This is a genomic window from Mycobacterium sp. PO1 (assembly GCF_017312405.1).
Lineage (GTDB): Bacteria > Actinomycetota > Actinomycetes > Mycobacteriales > Mycobacteriaceae > Mycobacterium.
Genome location: NZ_BLTG01000072.1, coordinates 23529 through 46846, shown reverse-complemented (window position 1 = coordinate 46846; position 23318 = coordinate 23529). Strand labels below are relative to the sequence as shown.

The window sequence follows — 23318 nt, the reverse complement described above, 5'->3', positions numbered from 1 at the left end:
AGACACCATGACGACTGTCGCCGGCCTACCCGCGCACGCGCTGCTGGTACACGCCATCGTGGTTCTGGCGCCGCTGACTGCGTTGCTCGGCATTCTGTGTGCCGTGTGGCCCGCCGCCCGCCGCCGATTCGTCTGGCTCGTCGTCGCGTTCGCGGCCGTCAACCTTGCGCTCACGCCGTTGACCACGTCGGCCGGCGAGTGGTTGTACAACAGTTTTCCCACCCACAGCGCGATTCTGGAGACGCACGAGGAACGCGGCGAAACCATGATCTACTTCTCGATCGCGCTGCTCGTCATGGCGCTGGCGGTCGCGTTCCTGCATCTGCGCACCGTCAGGTCCGACGCCACCCCCAAGCTGACCGCCGTCGTGGTCACGGTTGTCGCTCTCGTGATCGGGGTTGCGACGACGGTGCAGGTGGTGCGGATCGGTCATACGGGCACCGAGGCGAAGTGGGGCGTGATCTCGGAGTGATGGCGTGACGCCACCGCGACGACGGGTGCCGTCGCGGTGGCGTCACGCTGCGTGCCTCAGGCCTGCTTGACGGCCTCGATTTCGAGGGTGATCGTGACCTTGTCGCCGACGACGGCGCCGCCCGTCTCGAGCGGCATGTCGATGTCGATGCCGAAATCCTTGCGGTTCAAGACCACTGACGCTTCGAAGCCGGCGACCTCGCCGTGGCCCATGCCGGGGTTGACGCCGTTGAAGTCGAGCTCCAGGGAGATCGGCTTGGTCACTCCCTTGAGGGTGAAGTCGCCGTCGAGGACGTAGTGGTCGCCGCTCTGCCGTACCCCGGTGGAGGTGAACGTCGCCACCGGGTGGTTCTCGACGTCGAAGAAGTCCGCGGACTTGATGTGCGCGTCGCGCTGGTCGTTACGCGTGTTCACGGAGTCGACGGCGACCTCGGCGCGCACGGAGGCCACACCGTCGGCGCCGACCGTGATGGTGCCGCTGAACGTTTCGAACTCGCCGCGGACTTTGCTCACCATGAGGTGGCGTACGGAGAAGCCGACGGCGGAATGCACCGGGTCGATGGTCCAGGTGCCGGTGGACAGTGCTGCGGTGGCGGTGGTCATGGGTGTCTCTTTCTCGGGGTGGAGCCGGATGGGCCGGCGGGGTACATCCCAATCAAACGGACCATGGTCCGATTGCATTCCCGGGTGGCGCACACTGCACCGCCGGCGGTCGCGACAGCGCGGTGAAAGCCACGTCGGTCCGGCGTGTCCTGTGCAGACCCGCGCGCAGACGGAACAAACGCGGTCAGGCGATCAGGGTGCGGGTGGTCTGGGTGCGGCCATCCACACCGGAGACGGTCGGCCACACCTCGGCCATCAGCCGCACCGCCCCGGCGAGCTCGTCCTCCGGCTTCGCGAACGGGATGCGCAGCCACCCGTCGGCGCCACCTTCGACGGTGAACACCGGCCCCGGTGCCACCCTGAGGCCGTGCCGCTCCAGCTCGACGGCCAGCCGTGTCGCGCTGCCGTGCGGCAGCCGGACCCACATGCTCAATCCGCCCTGCGGGACCCGGAACCGCCAGTCGGGCAGGTCCCGGTGCAGCGCGGCCGCCAGGACGTCGCGCCGGCTGCGCAACTCGGCGCGACGCTGCGCGACGATGCCGTCGGCGCCGAGGAGCTCGGCAACGACCAGCTGATCGAGCAGCGACGTGCCCAGGTCGGCGCGCACCCGGGCGGCAATCAACCGATCGACCAGAGCTCGCGGCGCTCTGATCCACCCCACCCGCAGTCCGCCCCAGTAGACCTTGGACGCGCTGCCGATCGTGACCGCCGACGGCTCGAACGACGCGAAGGGTGCGGGCATGGGCTCGTCGGTGAACGACAGTGGCTGCAGTGTTTCGTCGACGATCGCCGTGGTGCGCGTGTGACGCAGCGCGGCGCCGTAGCGGTCGCGGTCGGCCTCACTCATGAGGAACCCGGTCGGGTTCTGGAAGTCCGGGATCAGGTACGCGAGCTTCGGTGAGGACTGCCGCAGCGTGGCATCGACGCCGTCGAGATCCCACCCCGCATCGCCCAGCGGGTCGGCCAGTGGCCAGCTCACCAGCCGGGCGCCGCCCAGGCGGAGAGCGTCGATCGCATTGGCATAGACCGGAGACTCGACCATCACCCGGTCGCCGGGCCGGGTCAGCGCCCGGGCGACGGTGGCGACGGCGGCCAGGGCGCCGGTCGTGATGACGATCTGCTCGGGCTCGGTCGGCAGCCCGCGGGCAGCGAACGACTCGGCCACCCGCGACTGCAGGTCGGGCAGTCCCGACGGCAGATAGCCGTCCTCGGCCAGATACGACGGAAGCGCGGCCAGCGCCCGCTCGACGCCGGTCATCGTCCCGGGGGTGGCGGCGCCCGCGGCGATACTCAGATCCACCGAGTCGCCGCTCGACGGCATGCCGAGCGGGTGGCGCACACGGTCGTGGACCTTGCGGCGGTCCACGGGAACGGCGGCGAAAGTACCCGACCCCTGCCGCGCCACCGCGAAGCCGGCCGCCGCGAGCTCGGCGTAGGCCCGGGTGACGGTCGACCGTGACACCGCGAGTACGGCGGTGACGGTGCGTTCACTGGGCAACCGCGTGCCGATCGGGATCCGCCCGTCGCCGATCAGTTCCTGAAGTGCCTCGCAGAGGCCGCGGTAGGCCGGGGCCCGGTCGAAGTCACCCACCAATCGGGCGAGACGGTCAGGGCTGATCGTGGTGGACACGAAGCCAGTATTACGCAATTGGCTATATACCAAAAGGCCAATACTGAGCAATCTGACCGCATGGCAATAACCAATAGCCAGCCACAGCTGGCCAATCTCGGTCCGCTGGCACAGCTCACCGCCGGACGTCTGCCCGAACGGGTCAGTCGGCTCGTCATCGGCCTCTGGCTGTACGGACTGTCGATCGCATTGATGATCGAGGGGGCGGTCGGGGCGGCGCCCTGGGACGTCTTCCACGTGGGCGTGGCGCGACACCTGCCGCTGACACTGGGCGTGATCATCATCCTGACCGCCGGCGCGGTGCTGGCGGCGTGGATACCGCTGCGCCAGAAACCCGGCCTGGGCACCGTGCTCAACACCGTGCTGCTGGGGCCGTTCGCCGACCTCAACCTGATGCTGCTTCCGACGCCGGACGCGCTGGTCGCCCGCTGCGGCTACGCCATCGCCGGCGTGGTGGTGTGCGCGCTGGCCACCGCCCTCTACGTCGGCGCACAACTCGGACCCGGCCCCCGCGACGGCCTGATGACCGGACTCGCACGGCGCACCGGGTGGCCACTTCGCCGGGTGCGCACCGGCATCGAGGTCTCGGTGCTGGTGACGGGATTCGTCCTCGGCGGCACCGTCGGACTCGGCACCGTCGTGTTCGCCTTCGCCGTCGGCCCGCTGACCCAGTTCTTCCTGCGCTACCTGACCGTGCCTGTCGTGGCCGCCGCCGAATCTACAGGCGCGCCGCCAGCACGGTGCCCTGCTCGATCGCCCGCTTCGCATCGAGCTCCACCGCTTCGGCGGCGCCGCCGATGATGTGGGCGCACAAACCGGTTCGGCGCAAGGCCGCGTCGAGATCGCGCACCGGGTCCTGCCCCGCGCAGATCACCACGTTGTCGACCTCGAGCAGGCGTGGATCGCGGTGGTCGGAGCCGAAGCTGATGTGCAACCCGGAGTCGTCGATACGCTCGTAGTTGACGCCGCACAGCTGATGGACGCCCTTGGCGCGCAACGACGCCCGATGTACCCAACCGGTGGTCTTGCCCAGGCGGCGGCCCTGCGGGCCGGGGCTGCGCTGCAACAGGTACACCTCGCGGTCCGCGGCGGTGGGCAGCGGAGTCGTCACCGCGCCGCGGGCCTCCCAGGGGTCGACCGCACCCCATTCGGCCAGCCACTCCCGGCGATTCAGCGTGGGCGAGTGCGCCGTGGTGAGGAATTCGCTGACATCGAATCCGATTCCGCCCGCGCCGATCACGGCCACGGTCCGGCCGACGGGTGCGCCGGTGAGCGCCTCGGCGTAGGACACCACCATCGGATGATCGATGCCCGCGATGGCGGGGATGCGCGGCGTCACCCCGGTGGCGAGCACGACGTCGTCGTATCCCGCCAGGTCTGTTTCGGTGGCGCGGACGCCCAGCCGGACATCGACACCGTGCTTGTCGAGCATGCGGGTGAAGTAGCGGATGGTCTCGGCGAACTCCTCCTTGCCGGGAATCCTTCGGGCGAGGTCGAACTGGCCGCCGATGTGGGGACTGGCCTCGAACAGCGTCACCAGGTGGCCGCGCTGCGCGGCGGTCACCGAGGCGGCCAGACCCGCGGGACCCGCCCCGACGACGGCCACGCGTCGGGAGCTGCGGGTGGGTTGCAGCGTCAGCGTGGTCTCGTGCCCGGCCCGCGGGTTGAGCAGGCACGACACCGTCTTGTGGACGAACACATGGTCCAGGCAGGCCTGGTTGCAGGCGATGCAGGTGTTGATCTCGTCGGCAGCGTCGGCGCCGGCCTTGCGCACCCAGTCGGGGTCGGCCAACAGCGGCCGGGCCATCGAGACCAGGCTGACGTCGGTGTCGGTGAGGATCTGCTCGGCCGCCTCGGGCATGTTGATGCGATTGGAGGCGATGACCGGGACTGCGACATGCTGGGCCAGGGCGTGCGTGATGCCCACGAACGCGCTGTTGGGCACCGACGTCACGATGGTCGGGACCCGCGCTTCGTGCCAGCCGATCCCGGTGTTGATCAGCGTCGCCCCGGCTTTCTCGACTTCCTGTGCCAGCGTGACGATCTCGTCCCAGCTCTGGCCGTCGGAGACGAAGTCGGCCATCGACAACCGGTAGCAGATGATGAAGTCCGCGCCGACGGCCTCGCGAGTGCGGCGCACGATCTCGACCGGAAGTCGGCGGCGTTTCTCGGCGCTGCCACCCCACGCGTCGGTGCGCCTGTTCGTCCGTGGCGCCAGGAATTGGTTGAGCAGGTAACCTTCGCTGCCCATGATCTCGACGCCGTCGTAACCGGCCTCGCGGGCCAGCGTCGCCGCGCGAGCGAAGTCGTCGATCGTGGCCTCGATCCCGCGCCTGGACAGCCGCCGCGGCCGAAACGGGGTGGTGGGCGCCTTGATCGACGAGGCGCTCGCCGAAAAGGGATGGAACGCATAGCGTCCCGCGTGCAGGACCTGCAACAGGATCTTGGTCCCCGGCCCGGCCGCATGCACGGCCGCGGTGACGCGCCGGTGCCGGCGCGCATCGGCGCTCGAGGTCATCTGGGCGGCGAACGGCAGCAGCCAGCCCGTCCGGTTGGGGGCGTAGCCGCCGGTGATGATCAGTCCGACACCGCCACGCGCCCGCTCGGCGAAATACTCGGCCAGCCGGCCGATGTCACGGGAGCGGTCTTCCAACCCGGTGTGCATGGATCCCATCACCACGCGGTTGCGCAGCGTGGTGAAGCCGAGATCCAGCGGGGAGAGCAGACGCGGATAGGGCTGGGTCATGCTCGGTTGTCCTCCAGTGCGGTCGTCACCTCGTCGAGCCACCCCACGGCGCTCTCCTCGGCCCGGATGCCGCCACGGAGCACGAGGTACTGGTGCAGCTCGGCGCCGGTCAGCGCTTCCGGCTCGGGGAACTGCTGCTGCTGGAAACCCCGGTAGGTGTCCAACAGCTCGGCGCGTTCGCGGCGCAGTGCGCTCACCTGTGCGCGCAGTTCGGCGATGTCGCCGTAGGCCGCGCCGCGGACCTTGACGGCCAGATCGCGGATGCGGTGATCGCCCACCGAGCCGCCTCGGCCCACCAGCGCAGCCCCGATCCACCGCGCGAGCTCGGCGCGGCCGGCGTCGGCCACGGTGTAGACCTTCTTGTCCGGGCGGCCGTGTTGAGTCACCGCGGTGGCGTGCACCCAGCCGTCGTTCTCCATCGTTCGCAGCGTCCGATAGATCTGCTGATGGGTGGCCGCCCAGAAGAACCCGATCGATCGGTCGAAGCGCCGCGCCAGCTCGTACCCCGATCCGGACTGCTCGCTCAGCGACACCAGGATCGCGTGCGGTAACGCCACCCGCGCAGCGTAGGCGTCGACGGAATCCCTATGCAACTAGTTGCACTGCACCCGAATGCATAGCGGCGTGGGTACTAGGCGCGGGGTATGTGCGACGTCTAGTATCTGTAACCACGCGCAACCCTTACTGAGGGTTGCGCGTGCAGTTAGGGCACACTGAGACAGCCGTCCGACAACCGACATGGATACTTGCTCCAGACTGTTGGGGAGACCAGCGAAGCCCCTGCCCGGACAGCAGCCCACTGGACAGGTATTTCGAGAGGACTTGAGGAGACGTTCCGTGACGTACACGATTGCCGAGCCCTGCGTCGACGTCAAAGACAAGGCGTGCATCGAGGAATGCCCCGTCGACTGCATCTACGAGGGTGCTCGGATGCTGTACATCCACCCGGATGAGTGCGTGGACTGCGGCGCCTGCGAGCCGGTGTGCCCGGTGGAGGCCATCTACTACGAGGACGATGTGCCGGACCAGTGGAGCGGCTACACGCAGATCAACGCGGACTTCTTCGCCGAGCTCGGTTCACCCGGGGGCGCGTCCAAGGTCGGCCAGACCGACAACGACCCGCAGGTGGTCAAGGACATGCCTCCGCAGGGTGAGGACTGAGCGCCCCGCCCCGTTGTCCGAGGTCACCCGGCGTTCACTGAGGTCGGCGTCGCTGCCGGTCTTCCCGTGGGACACCCTGGCCGACGTGACCGCGGCCGCCCGCGCGCATCCCGACGGCATCGTCGACCTGTCGGTGGGCACCCCTGTCGACGAGGTGGCCCCGGTCATCCGGGAGGCGCTGGCCGCGGCCAGTTCGGCGCCCGGTTACCCCACCACCGCAGGCACGCAGGCCCTGCGCCAGGCCATGGTCGACGCGCTGCACCGCCGCTACGGCATCACCGGGTTGACCCCGGCCGCCGTGCTCCCGGTCATCGGCACCAAAGAGCTGATCGCGTGGCTGCCCACCCTGATGGACCTCGGGCCCGCCGACACCGTCGTGGTGCCTGAGCTGGCCTACCCGACCTACGAGGTGGGGGCCCTGCTGGCCCACGCCCGTGCGGTCCGTGCCGATTCGTTGACCCAGCTCGGCCCCAGCGTTCCGGCGCTGGTGTTCCTCAATTCGCCCAGCAACCCCACCGGCCGGGTGCTCGGCGTCGACCATCTGCGCAAAGTGGTCGGATGGGCCCGGGAGCGGGGCGTGCTCGTCGCGTCCGACGAGTGCTACCTGGGGCTCGGGTGGGACGACTCGCGGCCCGTGTCGATCCTGCACCCCGAGGTCTGCGGTGGTGACCACACCGGGCTGCTGGCCATCCATTCGCTGTCCAAGACGTCGTCGCTGGCGGGGTACCGTGCCGGCTTCGTCGCCGGCGACCCTGACGTGGTGGCCGAGTTGCTGGCCGTGCGCAAGCACGCCGGGATGATGGTGCCGACCCCGATCCAGGCCGCGATGGTGGCTGCCCTCGACGACGACGAGCACGAACACCAGCAGCGCCGTCGCTACGCCCGCCGCCGGGACATGCTGCTCCCGGCGTTGCGTTCGGCCGGATTCACCGTCGACCACTCCGAGGCCGGGCTGTATCTGTGGGCCACCCGCGGCGAGCCGTGCCGCGAGACGCTGGCCTGGCTCGCCGACCGGGGCATTCTGGTGGCGCCCGGCGAGTTCTACGGACCGCAGGGCGCCCGGCACGTGCGGGTGGCGCTGACCGCCACCGATGAACGGATCGCTGCGGCGGCGCAGCGACTGGCGGATCCGGCGCGCTGAAACACCCAGAGCGTCGCACAACGCGCCCGATTCGCACCATCATGGGTAGATGGACGATCAGCTTGTGGCGGAGGTCGAACATCTCGTCCGGCACTGGCTCGACGACGCCGCGGGCCGGCCGGTGGCCCCTGCTGCGCGTCGCCTGGCCGACGTGCTGCGCGACCCTTCCGGACTCGACTTCACCGTCGGGTTCGTCGACCGGGTGATCCGCCCGGACGACCATCGCGTCGCGGCGGCCAACCTGCGTGAACTGGCCCGGCATTCGCCGCGCTTCCTGCCCTGGCATCTGCGCCTGCTGATCAGACTCGGCGCGGTGGCGTCGCTCGTCGCGCCCGGTGTCGTCATCCCGATCGCGCAGCGGGCGCTTCGCGAGATGGTGGGCCATCTGCTGGTCGATGCCACCGACGCTCGGCTGGGCCGATCGATCGCCCGGATCCGCGAACGCGGCGTCCGACTCAACATCAACCTGCTGGGCGAGGCGGTGCTCGGCCGCCGCGAAGCCGAGCGCCGGCTCAGCGGCACCGAGAAGCTCCTCGCGCGACCCGACGTCGACTACGTGTCGATCAAGGTCTCGGCGACGGTCCCGCCGCATTCAGCGTGGGCGTTCGACGAAGCGGTGGACCACATCGAAGCCAGCCTGCTGCCGCTGTTCACGCAGGCGGCCACGTCATCGACGCGCAAGTTCATCAACCTGGACATGGAGGAGTACCGCGATCTCGAGCTCACGCTCGCTGTGTTCACCCGACTGCTGGACCGCCCCGAGCTGCTGAGGCTGGAAGCCGGCATCGTGCTCCAGGCCTACCTGCCCGATGCGTTGGCGGCGATGATCCGGCTGCAGGACTGGGCCCGGGCCCGCCGGGCTCGGGGCGGCGCCGCCATCAAGGTCCGTCTGGTCAAGGGGGCCAACCTGCCGATGGAGCACGTCGAGGCGTCACTGCACGGCTGGCCCCTGGCCACCTGGGACACCAAGCAGGACACCGACACCCACTACAAGCGAGTCCTGGACTACGCGCTGCACGCTGACCGCACCGAGAACGTGCGGATCGGCGTCGCCGGTCACAACCTGTTCGACATCGCCTACGCGTGGACGCTGGCCGGGCGCCGCGGGGTCCGCGACGGCGTCGAGTTCGAGATGCTGCTGGGCATGGCCGAGGCGCAGGCCGAGGCGGTGCGCGGGACGGTCGGCGGTCTGCTGCTCTACGTGCCCGTGGTGCATCCGCAGGACTTCGACGTCGCGATCTCCTACCTGGTACGAAGGCTCGAGGAGGGCGCCAGCCAGGACAACTTCATGTCCGCGGTGTTCGAATTACACAGCGACGACGCACTTTTCCAGCGTGAGAAAGACAGGTTCGTGGCGTCGCTGGCCGCTCTCGACGACCACGCTGCGATGACCGACGTACCGTCGCCGAAGCGCCGCCAGGACCGGCGCAGCGACGACCCGTCGGCCGCGGTGCGCGAGCCGTTCTCCAACGTTGCCGACACCGATCCCGCGCTGCCCGGAAACCGGGAGTGGGGGCGGACGATCACCGGGCACATTGCGGACTCGAGCGCCGGGGTGGCTCTGGTGGACGAGCACACCATCACCGGCGCGGACGCACTCGACTCGGTCATCGCCGACGGCGTCCGTGCGGGGGCGAACTGGTCGGCGCTCACCGGCGCCCAGCGCGCCGTCGTCCTCCGCCGCGCGGCCGCGAGCCTCGAGGCCAGCCGACCGGCACTGCTCGAGGTGATGGCCGCCGAGACCGGCAAGACCCTCGACCAGGGCGATCCCGAGGTTTCCGAGGCCGTCGACTTCGCCAATTACTATGCCAGCCTCGCCGAGAAGCTCGATCACGTCGACGGGGCGACAGCGGTGCCGGTGGGCCTGACCGTCGTGACACCACCGTGGAACTTCCCGGTCGCCATCCCCGCGGGCGGCACACTGGCCGCGCTCGCGGCGGGCAGCCCGGTCATCATCAAACCCGCCACCCAGGCTCGCCGGTGCGGCTCGGTGATGGTGCAGGCACTGTGGGACGCCGGAGTGCCGCGCGACGTGCTGCAACTGGTGCACGTCGACGAGAGCGACCTCGGCACCCAGCTGGTGTCCGACCCGCGCGTCGCCCGGCTGATCCTCACCGGCGCGTTCGACACCGCCGCGCTGTTCCGCAGCTTCCGGCCGGAGCTGTGCCTGCTCGCCGAGACCAGCGGCAAGAACGCCATCGTGATCACCCCGCACGCCGACATCGACCTGGCGGTCAAAGACCTGGTGTACTCGGCGTTCGGGCATGCCGGTCAGAAGTGCTCGGCGGCATCGCTGGGCATCCTCGTGGGATCCGTCGCGCGGTCGGCGCGGTTCCGCGACCAGCTCGTGGACGCCGTGACGTCCCTGAAGGTCGGGTATCCGGCCGACCCGACCGTGCAGATGGGGCCGATCATCGAACCGGCCCACGGCAAGCTGCTGCGCGCGCTCACCGAACTGGCGCCGGGGGAGCAGTGGCTGGTCGAGCCGCGCAGCCTCGACGACACCGGCCGGCTCTGGTCGCCCGGCGTGAAAACCGGTGTCCGTCGCGGCTCGGAATACCACCTCACCGAGTACTTCGGTCCGGTACTCGGTCTGATCGACGCCGCGGACCTCGACGACGCGATCGCCATCCAGAACCAGGTCGACTACGGCCTGACGGCGGGTCTGCACACGCTCGATCGCGGTGAGATCGAACGCTGGCTCGAGCGCGTCGAAGCGGGAAATGCCTACGTGAACCGGTCGATCGTCGGTGCCATCGTGCGGCGGCAGCCGTTCGGCGGCTGGAAGAAGTCCTCGGTGGGGCCCGGCGCGAAGGCGGGCGGCCCGAATTATCTGATCGGGCTCAGTGATTGGCGCAGCGCGGCCGCGACCAGGCGCGGGCAGCTCCGTCGCGAACTTCGCCAATTCCTCGACCACGCAGAGCACTTCGTTCTCGACGACGCCGATCGTGATTTCCTGGCGAGGTCGCTGCACTCCGACGCGCTGGCCTGGTCGGAGGAGTTCGGGGTGGCCCGTGACGTCTCGGGCTTGACCGCCGAGCGCAACGTCTTCAGGTACCGGCCGGTGCCGGTGACGGTCCGCGCCGAGGACGGCCATCTCGCGGCTCTGCTGCGGGTTGTCGGCGCAGGTCTTCTCGCCGGCTCCGACGTGACCGTCTCGACGCCGGCGCCGCTCGACGGCGCTGTGGCCGAACGGCTCCGGTCGTGCGGGGTCACCTATCGCGTCGACGACGCCGACGCGTGGCGTGCGGTGCTGCGCACCGATCCGCCGGCCCGGGTGCGTCTGCTCGGCGGCAGCAGAGCGGATTTCGCCGAGGCCAGCGACGGCAGGCCCGACGTCGCGCTCTACGCCCACCCGGTGGTCGAGGCGGGCCGTGTCGAGTTGCTGACGTTCCTGCGCGAGCAGGCGGTGGCGATCACCGCCCACCGGTTCGGCTCGCCGACCGCCCTCACCGAAGGCTTGTTCCCCTAGCCCCTTTGAGCGTTGAGACTGCGCTCAGCGCGGCGTCCACTCGCACAAGTCCGCGCTGGATGCAGTCTGAACGAGGCTTGTGGTTACTCGCGGCTACGCCGGGAGAACCTGCCCTCGGTCACCGCGTCCCACTTCAGATACACCTGATCGACCTGCGGACTGCCCTGCGCCCGGATCCACTCGCACGTCGTCACATACGTCGACGGATTGGTCACGATGATCGTGTGCAGGCCGGAGTCCTTGTGCGCCAGCGCCTCCAGCTCCTCGGGTGGGGTGGACGGGTCCGCGGCGCGCAGCGCGTCGCGGGGGTCGGGCAGCGCGCCGCGGGGCGCGTCGAAGGCGGCCAGGTCGCCGTCGTCGTCCTCGGTGCGGCGGGTGTTCAACAGCAGGTTCAACAGAATCGCGGTGATCGCGCCCGCCGAGATCCCCGAGTGGAAGATGGTCTGGAACCAGTCGGGGAACTGGTGATAGAGGTCCAGCGCCACGTTGACAGGTGCCTCGGCCAGCGCCCGGTCGGTGTAGTACAGCTTGGCCTCGGTGAGCATCGCGACGCCCACCGAGATCGCCACCACCAGGATGTTGGTGTTGTTGAACGCCACCTTCGTCAACGTGCGCACACCGCTGGCGGCCACCATCCCGAACAACGCCACCCCGGCGCCGCCCAGCACCGGCAGCGGGATTCCCTCCACCACCGCGGCCATCTTCGGCAGCAGTCCCAGCAGAACCAGGATGATGCCGGCGACGGTCGCGACGTGGCGCGTCTTGACCCCGGTGATCGCGACCAACCCGACGTTCTGCGCGAACGCGGTGTAGGGGAAGGTGTTGAACACCCCGCCGATGACAGTGCCCAGGCCGTCGGCGCGCAGTCCGTCGGCCAGCCGGCGGGGCGTGATCTTCTCCTCGACGATCTCGCCGACGGCGACGATGTCGCCGGTCGTCTCCGTCATGATCACGATCGCGACGATGAGCAGCGCGATGACGGAGCTGATCTCGAACGTCGGCACGCCGAACTGGAACGGCGTGACGATGCCGACCCAGCCGTAATCGGCCATGTGGCTCCAGTCGGTCATCCCGAACGGCACTGCGACGACGGTGCCGACGAGAAGGCCGAGCAGAATCGACACCCGCCGCACGCTCTCCGGCGCGAACCGTTCGATCGCGATGATCACCACCAGCGTGAAGAACCCCATCCCGATCGACGCGGGCGAGCCGAAATCGGCCCCGTTGCCGGTGCCGCCGCCGAACCAGCCGGCCGCCACCCGCATCAGCGACACCCCGATGATCAGGATGATGGTGCCGGTCACCAGCGGCGGGAAGAACCTGATGAGCTTGCCGAACACCGGCGCCATCAGCATCATGAACAGTCCGCAGGCGATCACCGAGCCGTAGATCGCGGTGACGCCGTGGTTGAGGCCGATGGTGATCATCGGGCCGACGGCGGCGAACGTCACGCCCTGCATCAGCGGAAGGCGCACCCCGAACCGCCAGAACCCGACGGCCTGGATGATGGTCGCGATCCCGGCGACGAACAGGTCGGCCATGATCAGGTGCACGATGTCGGACTGCTGCAGCTGGCCGGCGCCGACCATGGCGCCGCCGACGATCAGGGGGACCGCCACCGCCCCGGCGTACATGGCGAGGACGTGTTGGACACCGAGCGGCAGCAGTCGTCTCAGCGGGGGGATCTCGTCGACCGGGCGCGGTCGGGGGCTGCCCTCACTGAAGATCTTGGTGAACGTCGCCATGTCTCCCCACCTGTCAGACGCCGCGCGGCAGCGCGACCGGTGGACCCATCCTGGAAGAAGGGCGTTTCTGCCGCTTTGTGACGGTGTGACCGTTGAATTACGCGGGGTAGGCCGCCACCGGCATGATCACGGTGCCGCGGCAGAGTCCTTCGAGGATCTCGGTGCGCCAGGTGCCGTACATGGTGCCGTCGGGAGCCGGCGCATAGAACACCAGCGAGCGCGCGGCGGCGTACTCGGAGGGGACGTCGGACCCGCGGAAACACTCCCACTGCCAGGTGTAGTTGAACACCCACTGCTTACCGTCCCAGGTGTAGCGGCTGGGCTGCGGGATGGTGGGGTTGGTCGGCGCGGGGCCGTCGCCGGCCACCGCCACACACGTGCTGGTGCAACTGGTGCTGAACGTGTACTGCGCGCTGAAGTCGGGCTCGGGTTGGCGGGCGGCGACGCTGGTGCCGATCTTCTCCGAGGCGTAGGTGACCACGGTGTAGCGACCGCTCCACAGCGGTGCCGCCTGGGCCGGGCCTGCGGTGACCCCACCGGCCGCGGCGACGAGCGCCGCGCAGACAACAGCGGTCCGGAGGGCGGGCATGGTTACCTCACGTCGAGTCAAGAGATTTCCACCCCAACCTAATTGCCCCGATCATCGGGACCGTCACCCGACACGACCGGTTGGGCCACGGTTGCGTCACGGGTTGGTCTCGGTGCCGGGTGGGCCAATGACGTTCCCCGGGAACGGGCTTCGGTGTCAGCCGTCAGGCGCCGGCCAACAGCAGCAGCGTCCACGCGGCGATCGACTGCGCGTCGGTGATCACACCGTCGCGCATCATCTGCTCCACCTCACTGCGGGCGAACCATGCGCTGCGCATGTCCTGCTCCTCGTGCTCGCGATCGTGCGGGCCCTCGGTGATGCCGGTGGCCAGGAAGACACGGCCGCGCTGGCTGCTCATGCCCGGGGCCACGTCCAGCAGCCCGAGCTCGGTCAGCGAATCGGCCCGCAGTCCCGTTTCCTCACGCAGTTCCCGGGTCGCGAGCTCGGTGCCGTCGAGGTCCGCGCGGTCCGGCGCCGTGCCCTGCGGGAACTCCCAGCGTCGCAGGCCCAGCGGATAGCGGAACTGCTCGACCAGATGGAAGCGTTCCCCGTCGGAGTCAGACAAGCGGGGGATGACCAGCGCGTACGTTGGCTTGTCGACCACCGCGTAGATGCCGGGGCTGCCGTCCGGTCTGCGGATGTCGTCTTCGCGGATCGTCAGCCAGCTGTTCCGATACACCTCACGTGACCCGACGGCTCGGATGGAATCCACCGCCCCAGTATGCGGGGAGTAGCCTCAGTTGCCGTGCTGCTGGACTCCCTGAACCCCGCGGCCGTCGCCGCCGGCGCCGACATCGGCGACGCCGTGCGCATCGACGGCGTGACCCTGAGCCGCAGCGATCTGGTCGGGGCGGCGACGTCGGTGGCCGAGCGGGTGGCCGGCGCGCGTCAGGTCGCCGTGCTGGCCCGGCCCACCGCGGCCACCGTGTTGGCGATCACGGGCTGCCTGATCGCGGGGGTGCCGGTCGTGCCCGTGCCTGCCGACGTCGGGGCCGCCGAACGCCGCCACATCCTCACCGATTCGGGCGCGCAGGCGTGGCTGGGGGACAAACCCGACGACCTGGGCGGTATCGGTCACATCCCGGTGCGGCTGCACGCCCGGTCGTGGCATCGCTACGCCGAACCGTCGCTGGATGCGACGGCGCTGATCATCTACACCTCGGGGACCACCGGGTTGCCGAAGGGCGTGCTGGTGAGTCGGCGCGCGATCGCCGCCGACATCGACATGCTGGCCGAGGCCTGGCAGTGGACGCCGGCGGACACCCTGGTGCACGGCTTGCCGCTGTACCACGTGCACGGTCTGGTCCTCGGACTGCTCGGCTCGCTGCGTATCGGCAACCGCTTCGTGCACTCCGGCAAACCCGCGCCGGAGGCCTACGCGCACGCCGTCGCGGAGTACGGCGGGTCGTTGCTGTTCGGGGTGCCGACGGTGTGGTCGCGCATCGTCGACGACGGCGCCGCTGCGCGGGCGCTGGCTCCTGCGCGCCTGCTGGTCTCCGGCAGCGCGGCGTTGCCGGTGCCGGTCTTCGACGGGCTGGCGGCACTCAGCGGGCACCGGCCGGTGGAGCGCTACGGCAGCACGGAATCGTTGATCACACTGAGCACCCGGATGGACGGGGAGCGTCGACCCGGCTCGGTGGGGCTGCCGCTCAACGGCGTTCGGACCCGGCTGCGCTCGGAGAACGGCGGTGAGGTGGCACACGACGGCGAGTCGATCGGGCGGCTGTACGTGTCGAGCCCGACGCTGTTCGACGGTTACCTCAACCGTCCCGACGCCACGGCCGAGGTGCTGTCCGACGACGGGTGGTATCACACCGGTGACGTCGCGACGATCGACGGTGACGGGATGCACCGCATCGTCGGGCGCGAGTCGGTGGACCTGATCAAGAGCGGCGGTTTCCGGATCGGGGCCGGCGAGATCGAGACCGTGCTGCTCGGTCACGACGGGGTGCGCGAGGCCGCCGTGATCGGCGCGCCCGACGAGGATCTCGGTCAGCGCATCGTGGCGTTCGTCGTCGGTGACGCCGAACCCGAGGAACTGATCGAGTTCGTCGCCCGCGAGTTGTCGGTGCACAAGCGGCCCCGGGTGGTCCGCATCGTCGACAGCCTGCCCCGGAACGCGATGGGCAAGGTCCTGAAAAAGGAACTCACCCGGTGGCTCTGACGACTTTGCGACCGCGCGCGTCTGCACGCGACGCGCCCCGCGTTTCCGGCATTCTGCGCGCGCTCGCTGCCGTCGGCGGCGCGCTGTGCGTCGCGTTGACGGTCGGCGCCACCGGAGCCGCGCCGTCCCACGCCACTCCGGAGCCGCCGCAGCAACCTCCGCCGGCGACACCACAGCCTCCGGTGATGCCGCCACCACCGCCCGTGCCCCCGTCGCCGTCCGAGCCGCTGGCGTTGACGCCTCCACTCGCACCGCTGGCCCCACCGCCCGGGGGCCCGGTGCCGTCAGATCCGTTGCGCATCGGCGACGCCGCTGTCGACACCACCGGTGGCTGGCTGCCCGACGGCGTCACTCTCTCGCCGTTTGATGTTTCCAATCCGATTCTGTCGCAACTGGATCCGGGGCTGCTGCGGGCGGTCCAGGATGCCGCCCGTGCGGCCCAGAGTCAGGGCGTGGACATCAGGGTCAACTCCGGCTGGCGCTCGAAAGGTTTCCAGCAGAGGTTGTTCGACAACGCCGTGCGCAATTACGGCAGTGTGGCCGCTGCGGCCGAGCTGGTCGCCGGCCCCGACGTGTCCAAGCACGTCACCGGCCAGGCGGTGGACATCGCGCCGGTCGAAGCCGACATGTGGTTGATCGCCAACGGCAGACAGTTCGGCCTGTGCCAGATCTATGCCAACGAGATCTGGCATTTCGAGCTCGCCACCGACCAGTACGGCAACTGCCCCCCGCTGCTCCCCAACGCCGCGGGCTAGCGGCGCTCGTCGCGCAGCGGCCGGCCTCGGCTCCGGTAGAGCGCGGCATCGGCCTCGGCATACATCTCGGCGACGCGGGCATCCACAGAGCTCCGCGTCGCGACCCCGACGCTGACCTCAGGGGTATGCCGTTCGATCGCGTCCAAGAATCCTTGGATGCGATCCCCGGTGATGCAGGCGGCGAACTCGTCTCCTCCGAGACGGGCCAGCACCCCGTCCCGGGGCAGGGCGTGCTTCCAGTGGTCGGCGTAGTCGGTGATGCGACGGTCCCCGGCCAGATGTCCGTAGGTGTCGTTGAGGGTCTTGAGCCCGTCGATGTCGAGGGCGACGACGGTGACCGTCACCGGATCTGACTGAAATCGCTTCAGCAGCGACGTCGTTCCGACCTCCCAGCCTGCCCGGTTGAGCAGCCCGGTGAGCGGATCGGTGCAGGCGGCGGCGAACATCGCCCGGATCAGCACGCCGAACGACTCGGCAGCGCCGACGATCGCCACCGCGATGATGAGGAAGGTGATCACGCCGACGTGCGGGGCCGGCGCGACAGCCACGGCGACCAGACAGGCCAGCGTGAGGGCAGCAATCATGGCCCACGCCTGCCCGGGTGGATAGAAGGCCCGCAGGTACATCGCCAGAAACATCGGCGCGATCAGGCACATGTATTCGGCGGTGAGGGTGACGTGAAACGCCATCACCAGGGGTGTGGCGGCGACAGCGCAGACGATGGCCGGGGCCACCCGATCTGGCCGGAACGCGAGCCACCCGAGCGCCGCCAGACCGAGTGCGATGGCGACGATGCCGCCGGCCGGGTTTGCGAAACGTAGATCGGTGCGCACCGGGAACAACGTGAACACCACACCGTAGAGATACAGGAATGTGGTAGCGCCCAGATAGATTCGCAGCAATCGCGTGCGTTGCTTACCCAGACCGCCGCTGTCTGCGCCGGCGAGGGAGGTGGGGCGATACACGTTGCTCAATCTGCCTGCGCCGGCGCGAACCGTCAACAGCGTGCCGTCGCCACGCCTGCTCGCGGGTGATCTCCCGCGCCCGCGGGAGATCAGTTGGCGTGCAGGGCCTCGTTGAGCGTGATGCCGGTGCCGTCGCGCTTGACGACCTCGACGGCCCCGGTCACCGAGTTGCGGCGGAACAACAGGTTGTTCGCTCCCGACAGCTCGCGGGCCTTGACGGTCTGACCGTCGCCGGTCTGCACCTTGGTTCCGGCGGTCACGTACAGGCCGGCCTCGATCACGCAGTCGTCCCCGAGCGAGATGCCCAACCCGGCGTTGGCACCCAACAGGCAGCGTTGGCCCACCGAGATCACCTCGGTGCCACCGCCGGACAGGGTGCCCATGATCGACGCGCCGCCGCCGACGTCGGATCCGTCGCCGACGACGACGCCCGCCGAGATACGGCCCTCGACCATCGAGTTGCCCAGCGTGCCGGCGTTGTAGTTGACGAAGCCCTCGTGCATCACGGTCGTGCCCGACGCCAGGTGCGCGCCCAGGCGCACCCGGTCGGCGTCGGCGATGCGCACCCCGGACGGCAGCACGTAGTCGACCATGCGGGGGAACTTGTCCACGCCGTAGACCGTGACCGGGCCACGGCGGCGCAACCGCGCGCGCACGATCTCGAAGCCGTCGACGGCGCAGGGGCCGTGGTTGGTCCACACCACGTTGGTCAGCACGCCGAAGAATCCGTCGGCGTTCAGCCCGTGCGGAGGCACCAGCCGATGCGACAGCAGGTGCAGGCGAAGGTAGGCGTCGTAGGCGTCGACGGCCTTGTCGTCGAGCGACTCGATCACGGTGCGCACCGCGATGACCTCGACGCCGCGGTCGTCGTCGGTGCCGACCAGTTCGGCGAGGTCGTCGGGTACTTCGGCCACCGACAGCCGCACTGTGGCCGACGGGCCGTCGGCGCTGAGTTCGGGAGCCGGGAACCAGGTGTCAAGGACCGATCCGTCCGCCGCGACCGTCGCCAGCCCAATCCCAGATGCACCAGATGCAGAAGTCACGGTGCTTCAGGTTACCGGTGCGCCTAGCATCGCTTCACACCGTCCGCGAGCAGGTAGGAGGCCCATCACGACCGTCGACGTGACGCTGCGCCAGCTGCGGTATTTCGCCGTCCTCGGCGAGGAGCTGAACTATCGGCGGGCGGCGGAGAAACTGTTCATCACCCAACCCGCGCTGTCGACAGCGATCAAACAACTCGAGCAGCAGTTCGGAGTCGTGCTGTTCCGGCGCAACACCCGCGAGGTCGCGTTGAGCGACCTCGGCGCGGCGTGGCTGCCCCAGGTGCGGCAGGCCCTGTCCGGTGTCGACGCGGTGGTGGACAACCTGGTCATGCTGTCGGGCACCCGCCGGGGTGTGCTGCGGGTCGGCTACCTCATCGGTACGGGCGCCGACCTGTTGTTCCGGCTGGTCCGCCACTTCGAGGCCGCCTATCCGTTCGTCAGGGTGGAGCCCATCGAGTTCGACTTCGCCGATCCGACCGCGGGTCTCGCCGACGGCACCACCGAGGTCGCCATCATCCGCCCGCCTGTGGACCTGCCCGAGCACCGCATGCTCATCCTGGATTCCGAGTCGTGGGTGGCGTGCCTGCCGCGCGATCACCGACTGGCGCAGCGATCCGAGGTCGCCATCACCGAACTGCTCGACGACCCGATCGTGTGCGCTCCCCTGACCGCGGGTAGCTGGCGGGACTACTGGCTGGCCATGGACGTGCGCGGTAACCGGCCGCCGAACATCGCGGCGGTCGCGGCGACATACGAGGCAGAGACGACGGCCATCGCACGCGGTCTGGGGATCAGCTTCACCACGTCCTCGGTGGCCCGGTTCTACGACCGGCCCGGGATCGTCTACGTGCCGATCGCCGACCGTCCCCCGAGCCACACCGCGCTCGCCTGGCATCCGGCCGTACTCAGTCCGCAGGCCGAGGCCCTGGTCCGCCATGTCCAAACACAGTGGAATTTCGGGGAGACCGGTGATCGGGAGCCACCGGACGCGGACTTATAACCTGCGTTTATCACCACATCAAATGATCGAACTTCCGCTGTCGTACGGATGACTGTTCTCTGTCTTCAGGTATCCGATCCCACGCATTGACCTGGAGTGCCCATGACTGACGCAGTGGCAGCAACCACTCATTCACAACCGCCGAAGGACGGGAAGAACGCCGAAGACGCCAAGCTCGCCGAGCTGGGCTACACCCAGAAGCTGGACCGCTCGGTCGGCACGCTGGCCTCGTTCGCCATCGGCTTCGCCACCATCAGCGCCACCACCGCGGTGTTCACCGGTTTCGGCGCCGGCTACTTCACCGCCGGCGGCCCGTTCGTCTGGACGCTGCTGCTGGCCGGTGCGGTGTTCGCGCTGTGGGCGTTCATCGCCGCCGACCTGACCGCCAAGCTCCCGCTGGCCGGCTACTCCTACCAGTGGGTCAGCCGGATCAACGGCCCCAATCTGGCCTGGTTCACCGGCGTGATCGCGCTGATGGGCTGGGTGTGCGGCATGACCGGTGTCGGGTTCATCCTCTCCGGCTACCTCGGTGGCCTGTTCGGCTGGAGCATGAGCCAGAGCGCGCAGATCCTGGTCGCGATCGCCGTGGTGTTCGTGTGCGTGCTCATCAACATCTACGGTGTGCGGTTCGCCACGATGGTCAACAACATCGGCGTCAGCCTGGAGTTGGTGATCACCGTCGGAGCCACCGCGCTGGTCGCGATCATCGCGTTCTCGGCGCCGGAGAACCACCAGCCGCTGTCGGTGTTGTTCACCGGTGGCGAGGCCGGCGACAAGGACGCCTACGTGCTGGCCTGGCTGGCGGCCGCACTCGGCCCGTTCTTCGGCCTGATCGGGGTGGAGTCCGGCGCCGACGTGGCCGAGGAGACCAAGAACGCCCGCTTCGTCGTCCCGAAGACGATGTTCTGCGCGCTGGTCGCCTCGATCGTCATCGAACTGCTGATGTACATGGTCTTCGTGCTCGCGATCCGCGACGTCGACGCCGTCGAGGCGAACGCCGCGGCTCCGATCGAGGAGATCATCACCCAACAGGCCGGCCCGGTGGTCACCAAAGTCATTGTCGCCGTGGCCCTGACGAACATCCTGGCGTGCCTGCTGGCCAACATCCTGGTGGCCACCCGGTTGACCTACTCGATGGCGCGCGACAACATGCTGCCGTTCTCGCATGTCTGGCGCCATGTCTCGGCGAAGAGCAAGGCGCCCACCTATGCCGTCCTGGGACTCGGCTGCCTGTCCACGGTGCTGCTGCTGTCGGCCCTGGTCAACGAGAAGGCGTTCAACTACATCATCGGGATCGCCTCGCTGCTGTTCTTCTCCGTGTACATCCTGCAGACCATCGGCCTGCTGGTGGGCTACCGCAGAGGCACCATCCCGCAGGGCGAACCAGGCACCTTCGACCTCGGCCGGTTCCGGCTGCCGCTGTACGTGACGGCGCTGGTGGTCTTCATCGGCGTCGCGATCGCGCTGCTGTTCCTCCCGCAGTTCACCTCCAACAAGTGGGTCTTCCTCGGCATCGTCGTGGTCGCGGCCATCTGGTGGATGACCGGGCTACGGTCCCGGCTCCGCCAGGGCGAGGCCGGCGCCCACTTCGCCAAGACCCACGGCATCTGATCGACGAAAAGGAAAACCCTGTCATGACTTCTGTTTCCGACCTCACCACCTCGCACGCCGGCTCCTCCAACCTCGTCGCCGTGGAGCCCGGCGCCATCCGGGAAGACACCCCGCCGGGTTCGGTGATCCAGTACAGCGACTACGAACTCGACAGCTCGAGCCCGTTCGCCGGCGGGGTCGCGTGGATCGAAGGGGAGTACCTGCCCGCCTCCGAGGCGAAGATCTCGATATTCGACACCGGCTTCGGTCATTCGGATCTCACCTACACCGTCGCCCATGTGTGGCACGGCAACATCTTCCGGCTCGACGACCACCTCGACCGGCTGCTTGACGGCGCCTCCAAGCTGCGCTTGGACGCCGGCCTCTCCAAGGCCGAACTGGCGGACATCACCAAACGCTGTGTGGCGCTGTCACAGCTGCGGGAGTCGTTCGTCAACCTGACCGTCACCCGCGGATACGGCAAGCGCCGGGGTGAGAAAGACCTTTCCAAGCTGACCCACCAGGTCTACATCTACGCGATTCCCTACCTGTGGGCGTTTCCGCCCCACGAACAGATCTTCGGCACCAGCGCTGTGGTGCCCCGGCACGTGCGGCGGGCCGGTCGCAACACCGTCGACCCGACGATCAAGAACTACCAGTGGGGCGACCTGACCGCGGCCAGCTTCGAAGCCAAGGATCGGGGCGCGCGCACCGCGATCCTGCTGGACTCCGACAGCTGCGTCGCTGAAGGCCCCGGCTTCAACGTCGTCATCGTCAAGGACGGCAAGCTGGCCTCACCGTCGCGCAACGCGCTGCCCGGCATCACCCGCAAGACGGTGTTCGAGATCGCCGACTCGATGGGTGTCGAGGCGACCCTGCGGGACGTCACCAGCCACGAACTCTACGAGGCCGACGAGATCATGGCGGTCACCACCGCAGGCGGGGTCACCCCCATCAACACCCTCGACGGTGAGGCGATCGGTGCCGGTCAGCCCGGGCCGCTGACGGTGGCGATCCGGGACCGGTTCTGGGCGCTGATGGACGAGCCGTCCCCGCTCATCGAGGCCATCGATTACGAGGGCTGACGAGGTCACCGACGGGGCCGGGCGTTCCCGGCCCCGTCGGTGGCTCCGGGGAAGTGACGCGCCGACCCGCTACCGTGGTCTGTTGTGCTCGACTTACACGGTGACCCGGTCGCGCTGACGGCGGCGTTGGTGGACATCCCCAGCGAATCCCGGCACGAGAAGCGCATCGCCGACGAGATCGAGGCCGCGCTGCGCGCCCAGACCACCGGCTTCGAAGTCGTCCGCAACGGCGACGCGGTGCTCGCCCGCACCGACTTCGGCAAGCCGTCGCGGGTCCTGCTGGCCGGCCACGTCGACACCGTGCCCGCCGCCGACAACCTGCCCAGCCGGCTGGAGGACGGGGTACTGCACGGCTGCGGCACCTCCGACATGAAATCCGGCGACGCCGTCTTCCTGCACCTGGCCGCCACCGTCGCCGACGCCGCCCACGACATCACGCTGGTGATGTACGACTGCGAGGAGATCGAGGCCTCGGCCAACGGACTGGGTCGCATCGAACGCGAGCTGCCGCAGTGGCTGGCGGCCGACGTCGCGATCCTCGGCGAGCCCTCGGGTGGCTTCATCGAGGCCGGTTGTCAGGGCACGCTGCGCGTGATCGTGTCCGCGACCGGAACCCGGGCGCACTCCGCCCGATCCTGGCTGGGCGACAACGCGATTCACAAACTCGCACCCGTGCTCGCCCGGCTCAACACCTATCAGGCCCGCGAGGTCGACATCGACGGCTGCGTCTACCGCGAGGGGTTGTCGGCGGTGCGCGTGGACGGCGGTGTCGCGGGTAACGTGGTGCCCGACGCGGCGTCGGTGACGGTGAATTTCCGCTTCGCCCCCGATCGCACCGTCGAGGCGGCCTACGACCACGTCCGCGACGTCCTCGACGGACTCGACGTCGGCATCGAACTCACCGACTCAGCTGCCGGTGCCCCACCCGGGCTGACGAAACCGGCAGCGGCGGCACTCGTCAATGCCGCAGGCGGGGCGGTGCGAGCCAAGTACGGCTGGACCGATGTGTCCCGGTTCGCGGCGCTGGGCGTGCCCGCGGTGAACTACGGCCCCGGGGACCCCAACCTGGCCCATCGGGCCGACGAGCGGGTCGATGCCGCCCAGATCGGCGCCGTCACCGAGACCCTGCGCCGCTATTTAACCGGTTGACGAAGCCGA

The 23318-nt window shown here is 69.1% G+C and carries 20 protein-coding genes; 11 read left to right on the top strand and 9 right to left on the bottom strand.

Annotated elements, in window-relative coordinates; translation table 11 throughout:
- Positions 1-7: 7 nt before the first annotated feature.
- Positions 8-472, top strand: a complete 465-nt coding sequence (locus J3476_RS21020; RefSeq protein WP_207068297.1) for a DUF2231 domain-containing protein — start codon at positions 8-10, stop codon at positions 470-472.
- Positions 473-528: 56 nt separating this feature from the next.
- On the opposite strand, the gene J3476_RS21015 is transcribed toward J3476_RS21020, so the two are convergent.
- Together J3476_RS21015 and J3476_RS21010 are read right to left on the bottom strand one after the other, a co-directional pair.
- A complete protein-coding gene (locus tag J3476_RS21015) occupies positions 529-1074 on the bottom strand; it encodes a YceI family protein (RefSeq protein WP_207068296.1) in 546 nt (181 codons plus the stop codon).
- Between the two features lie 184 nt (positions 1075-1258).
- Complete coding sequence (locus J3476_RS21010; RefSeq protein WP_207068295.1) at positions 1259-2704, bottom strand: PLP-dependent aminotransferase family protein; 1446 nt, start codon at positions 2702-2704, stop codon at positions 1259-1261.
- A gap of 60 nt (positions 2705-2764) precedes the next feature.
- Here J3476_RS21010 and J3476_RS21005 point away from each other — a divergent pair, with 60 nt between their 5' ends.
- Complete coding sequence (locus J3476_RS21005) at positions 2765-3505, top strand: YitT family protein (RefSeq protein ID WP_207068294.1); 741 nt, start codon at positions 2765-2767, stop codon at positions 3503-3505.
- Here the strand turns inward: J3476_RS21005 and J3476_RS21000 are convergent.
- Together J3476_RS21000 and J3476_RS20995 are read right to left on the bottom strand one after the other, a co-directional pair.
- Positions 3423-5450, bottom strand: coding sequence for an NADPH-dependent 2,4-dienoyl-CoA reductase (locus J3476_RS21000; RefSeq protein ID WP_207068293.1), 2028 nt, complete (start codon positions 5448-5450; stop codon positions 3423-3425). The genes J3476_RS21005 and J3476_RS21000 overlap by 83 nt on opposite strands.
- Complete coding sequence (locus tag J3476_RS20995; protein WP_207068292.1) at positions 5447-6007, bottom strand: PadR family transcriptional regulator; 561 nt, start codon at positions 6005-6007, stop codon at positions 5447-5449. Before J3476_RS20995 ends, J3476_RS21000 begins: the two co-directional genes overlap by 4 nt.
- 280 nt (positions 6008-6287) lie before the next feature.
- Here J3476_RS20995 and fdxA point away from each other — a divergent pair, with 280 nt between their 5' ends.
- Genes fdxA through J3476_RS20980 form a run of 3 tightly spaced genes read left to right on the top strand, consistent with a single transcriptional unit; the run spans position 6288 to position 11224 of the window.
- Complete coding sequence (fdxA, locus tag J3476_RS20990; protein WP_152518213.1) at positions 6288-6611, top strand: ferredoxin; 324 nt, start codon at positions 6288-6290, stop codon at positions 6609-6611.
- 37 nt (positions 6612-6648) lie between these two features.
- Positions 6649-7752 (top strand): succinyldiaminopimelate transaminase, encoded by a 1104-nt coding sequence (dapC, locus tag J3476_RS20985; RefSeq protein ID WP_207068361.1) that lies wholly within the window; start codon positions 6649-6651, stop codon positions 7750-7752.
- 49 nt (positions 7753-7801) lie between these two features.
- On the top strand, positions 7802-11224 hold the full coding sequence (locus J3476_RS20980) for a proline dehydrogenase family protein (protein ID WP_207068291.1): 3423 nt from the start codon (positions 7802-7804) through the stop codon (positions 11222-11224).
- A gap of 83 nt (positions 11225-11307) precedes the next feature.
- On the opposite strand, the gene J3476_RS20975 is transcribed toward J3476_RS20980, so the two are convergent.
- The 3 genes from J3476_RS20975 to J3476_RS20965 form a co-directional block, all read right to left on the bottom strand.
- Positions 11308-12969 carry a nucleobase:cation symporter-2 family protein gene (locus tag J3476_RS20975; RefSeq protein WP_207068290.1) on the bottom strand — a complete coding sequence of 554 codons (1662 nt, stop codon included), beginning with the start codon at positions 12967-12969 and terminating at the stop codon, positions 11308-11310.
- A 97-nt stretch (positions 12970-13066) separates the two neighbouring features.
- Positions 13067-13558, bottom strand: coding sequence for a hypothetical protein (locus J3476_RS20970; RefSeq protein ID WP_207068289.1), 492 nt, complete (start codon positions 13556-13558; stop codon positions 13067-13069).
- Positions 13559-13721: 163 nt separating this feature from the next.
- On the bottom strand, positions 13722-14270 hold the full coding sequence (locus J3476_RS20965) for an NUDIX hydrolase (protein WP_207068288.1): 549 nt from the start codon (positions 14268-14270) through the stop codon (positions 13722-13724).
- A gap of 33 nt (positions 14271-14303) precedes the next feature.
- Here J3476_RS20965 and J3476_RS20960 point away from each other — a divergent pair, with 33 nt between their 5' ends.
- Together J3476_RS20960 and J3476_RS20955 are read left to right on the top strand one after the other, a co-directional pair.
- On the top strand, positions 14304-15722 hold the full coding sequence (locus J3476_RS20960; protein ID WP_207068287.1) for an acyl-CoA synthetase: 1419 nt from the start codon (positions 14304-14306) through the stop codon (positions 15720-15722).
- 185 nt (positions 15723-15907) lie between these two features.
- On the top strand, positions 15908-16477 hold the full coding sequence (locus J3476_RS20955) for a M15 family metallopeptidase (protein ID WP_207068360.1): 570 nt from the start codon (positions 15908-15910) through the stop codon (positions 16475-16477).
- On the opposite strand, the gene J3476_RS20950 is transcribed toward J3476_RS20955, so the two are convergent.
- Both J3476_RS20950 and dapD read right to left on the bottom strand, forming a co-directional pair.
- On the bottom strand, positions 16474-17442 hold the full coding sequence (locus J3476_RS20950; protein ID WP_207068286.1) for a diguanylate cyclase: 969 nt from the start codon (positions 17440-17442) through the stop codon (positions 16474-16476). The genes J3476_RS20955 and J3476_RS20950 overlap by 4 nt on opposite strands.
- 89 nt (positions 17443-17531) lie before the next feature.
- Positions 17532-18485 carry a 2,3,4,5-tetrahydropyridine-2,6-dicarboxylate N-succinyltransferase gene (gene dapD, locus J3476_RS20945; RefSeq protein ID WP_207068285.1) on the bottom strand — a complete coding sequence of 318 codons (954 nt, stop codon included), beginning with the start codon at positions 18483-18485 and terminating at the stop codon, positions 17532-17534.
- 79 nt (positions 18486-18564) lie between these two features.
- Here dapD and J3476_RS20940 point away from each other — a divergent pair, with 79 nt between their 5' ends.
- From J3476_RS20940 to dapE, 4 genes are all read left to right on the top strand, one after another.
- A complete protein-coding gene (locus tag J3476_RS20940) occupies positions 18565-19485 on the top strand; it encodes a LysR family transcriptional regulator (protein ID WP_207068284.1) in 921 nt (306 codons plus the stop codon).
- Between the two features lie 102 nt (positions 19486-19587).
- Positions 19588-21096: an APC family permease gene (locus tag J3476_RS20935; RefSeq protein WP_207068283.1), complete on the top strand. Its 1509-nt coding sequence runs from the start codon at positions 19588-19590 to the stop codon at positions 21094-21096.
- 23 nt (positions 21097-21119) lie between these two features.
- On the top strand, positions 21120-22160 hold the full coding sequence (locus tag J3476_RS20930; protein WP_207068282.1) for an aminotransferase class IV: 1041 nt from the start codon (positions 21120-21122) through the stop codon (positions 22158-22160).
- Between the two features lie 84 nt (positions 22161-22244).
- Positions 22245-23309: a succinyl-diaminopimelate desuccinylase gene (gene dapE, locus J3476_RS20925; RefSeq protein WP_207068281.1), complete on the top strand. Its 1065-nt coding sequence runs from the start codon at positions 22245-22247 to the stop codon at positions 23307-23309.
- Positions 23310-23318: the final 9 nt, after the last annotated feature.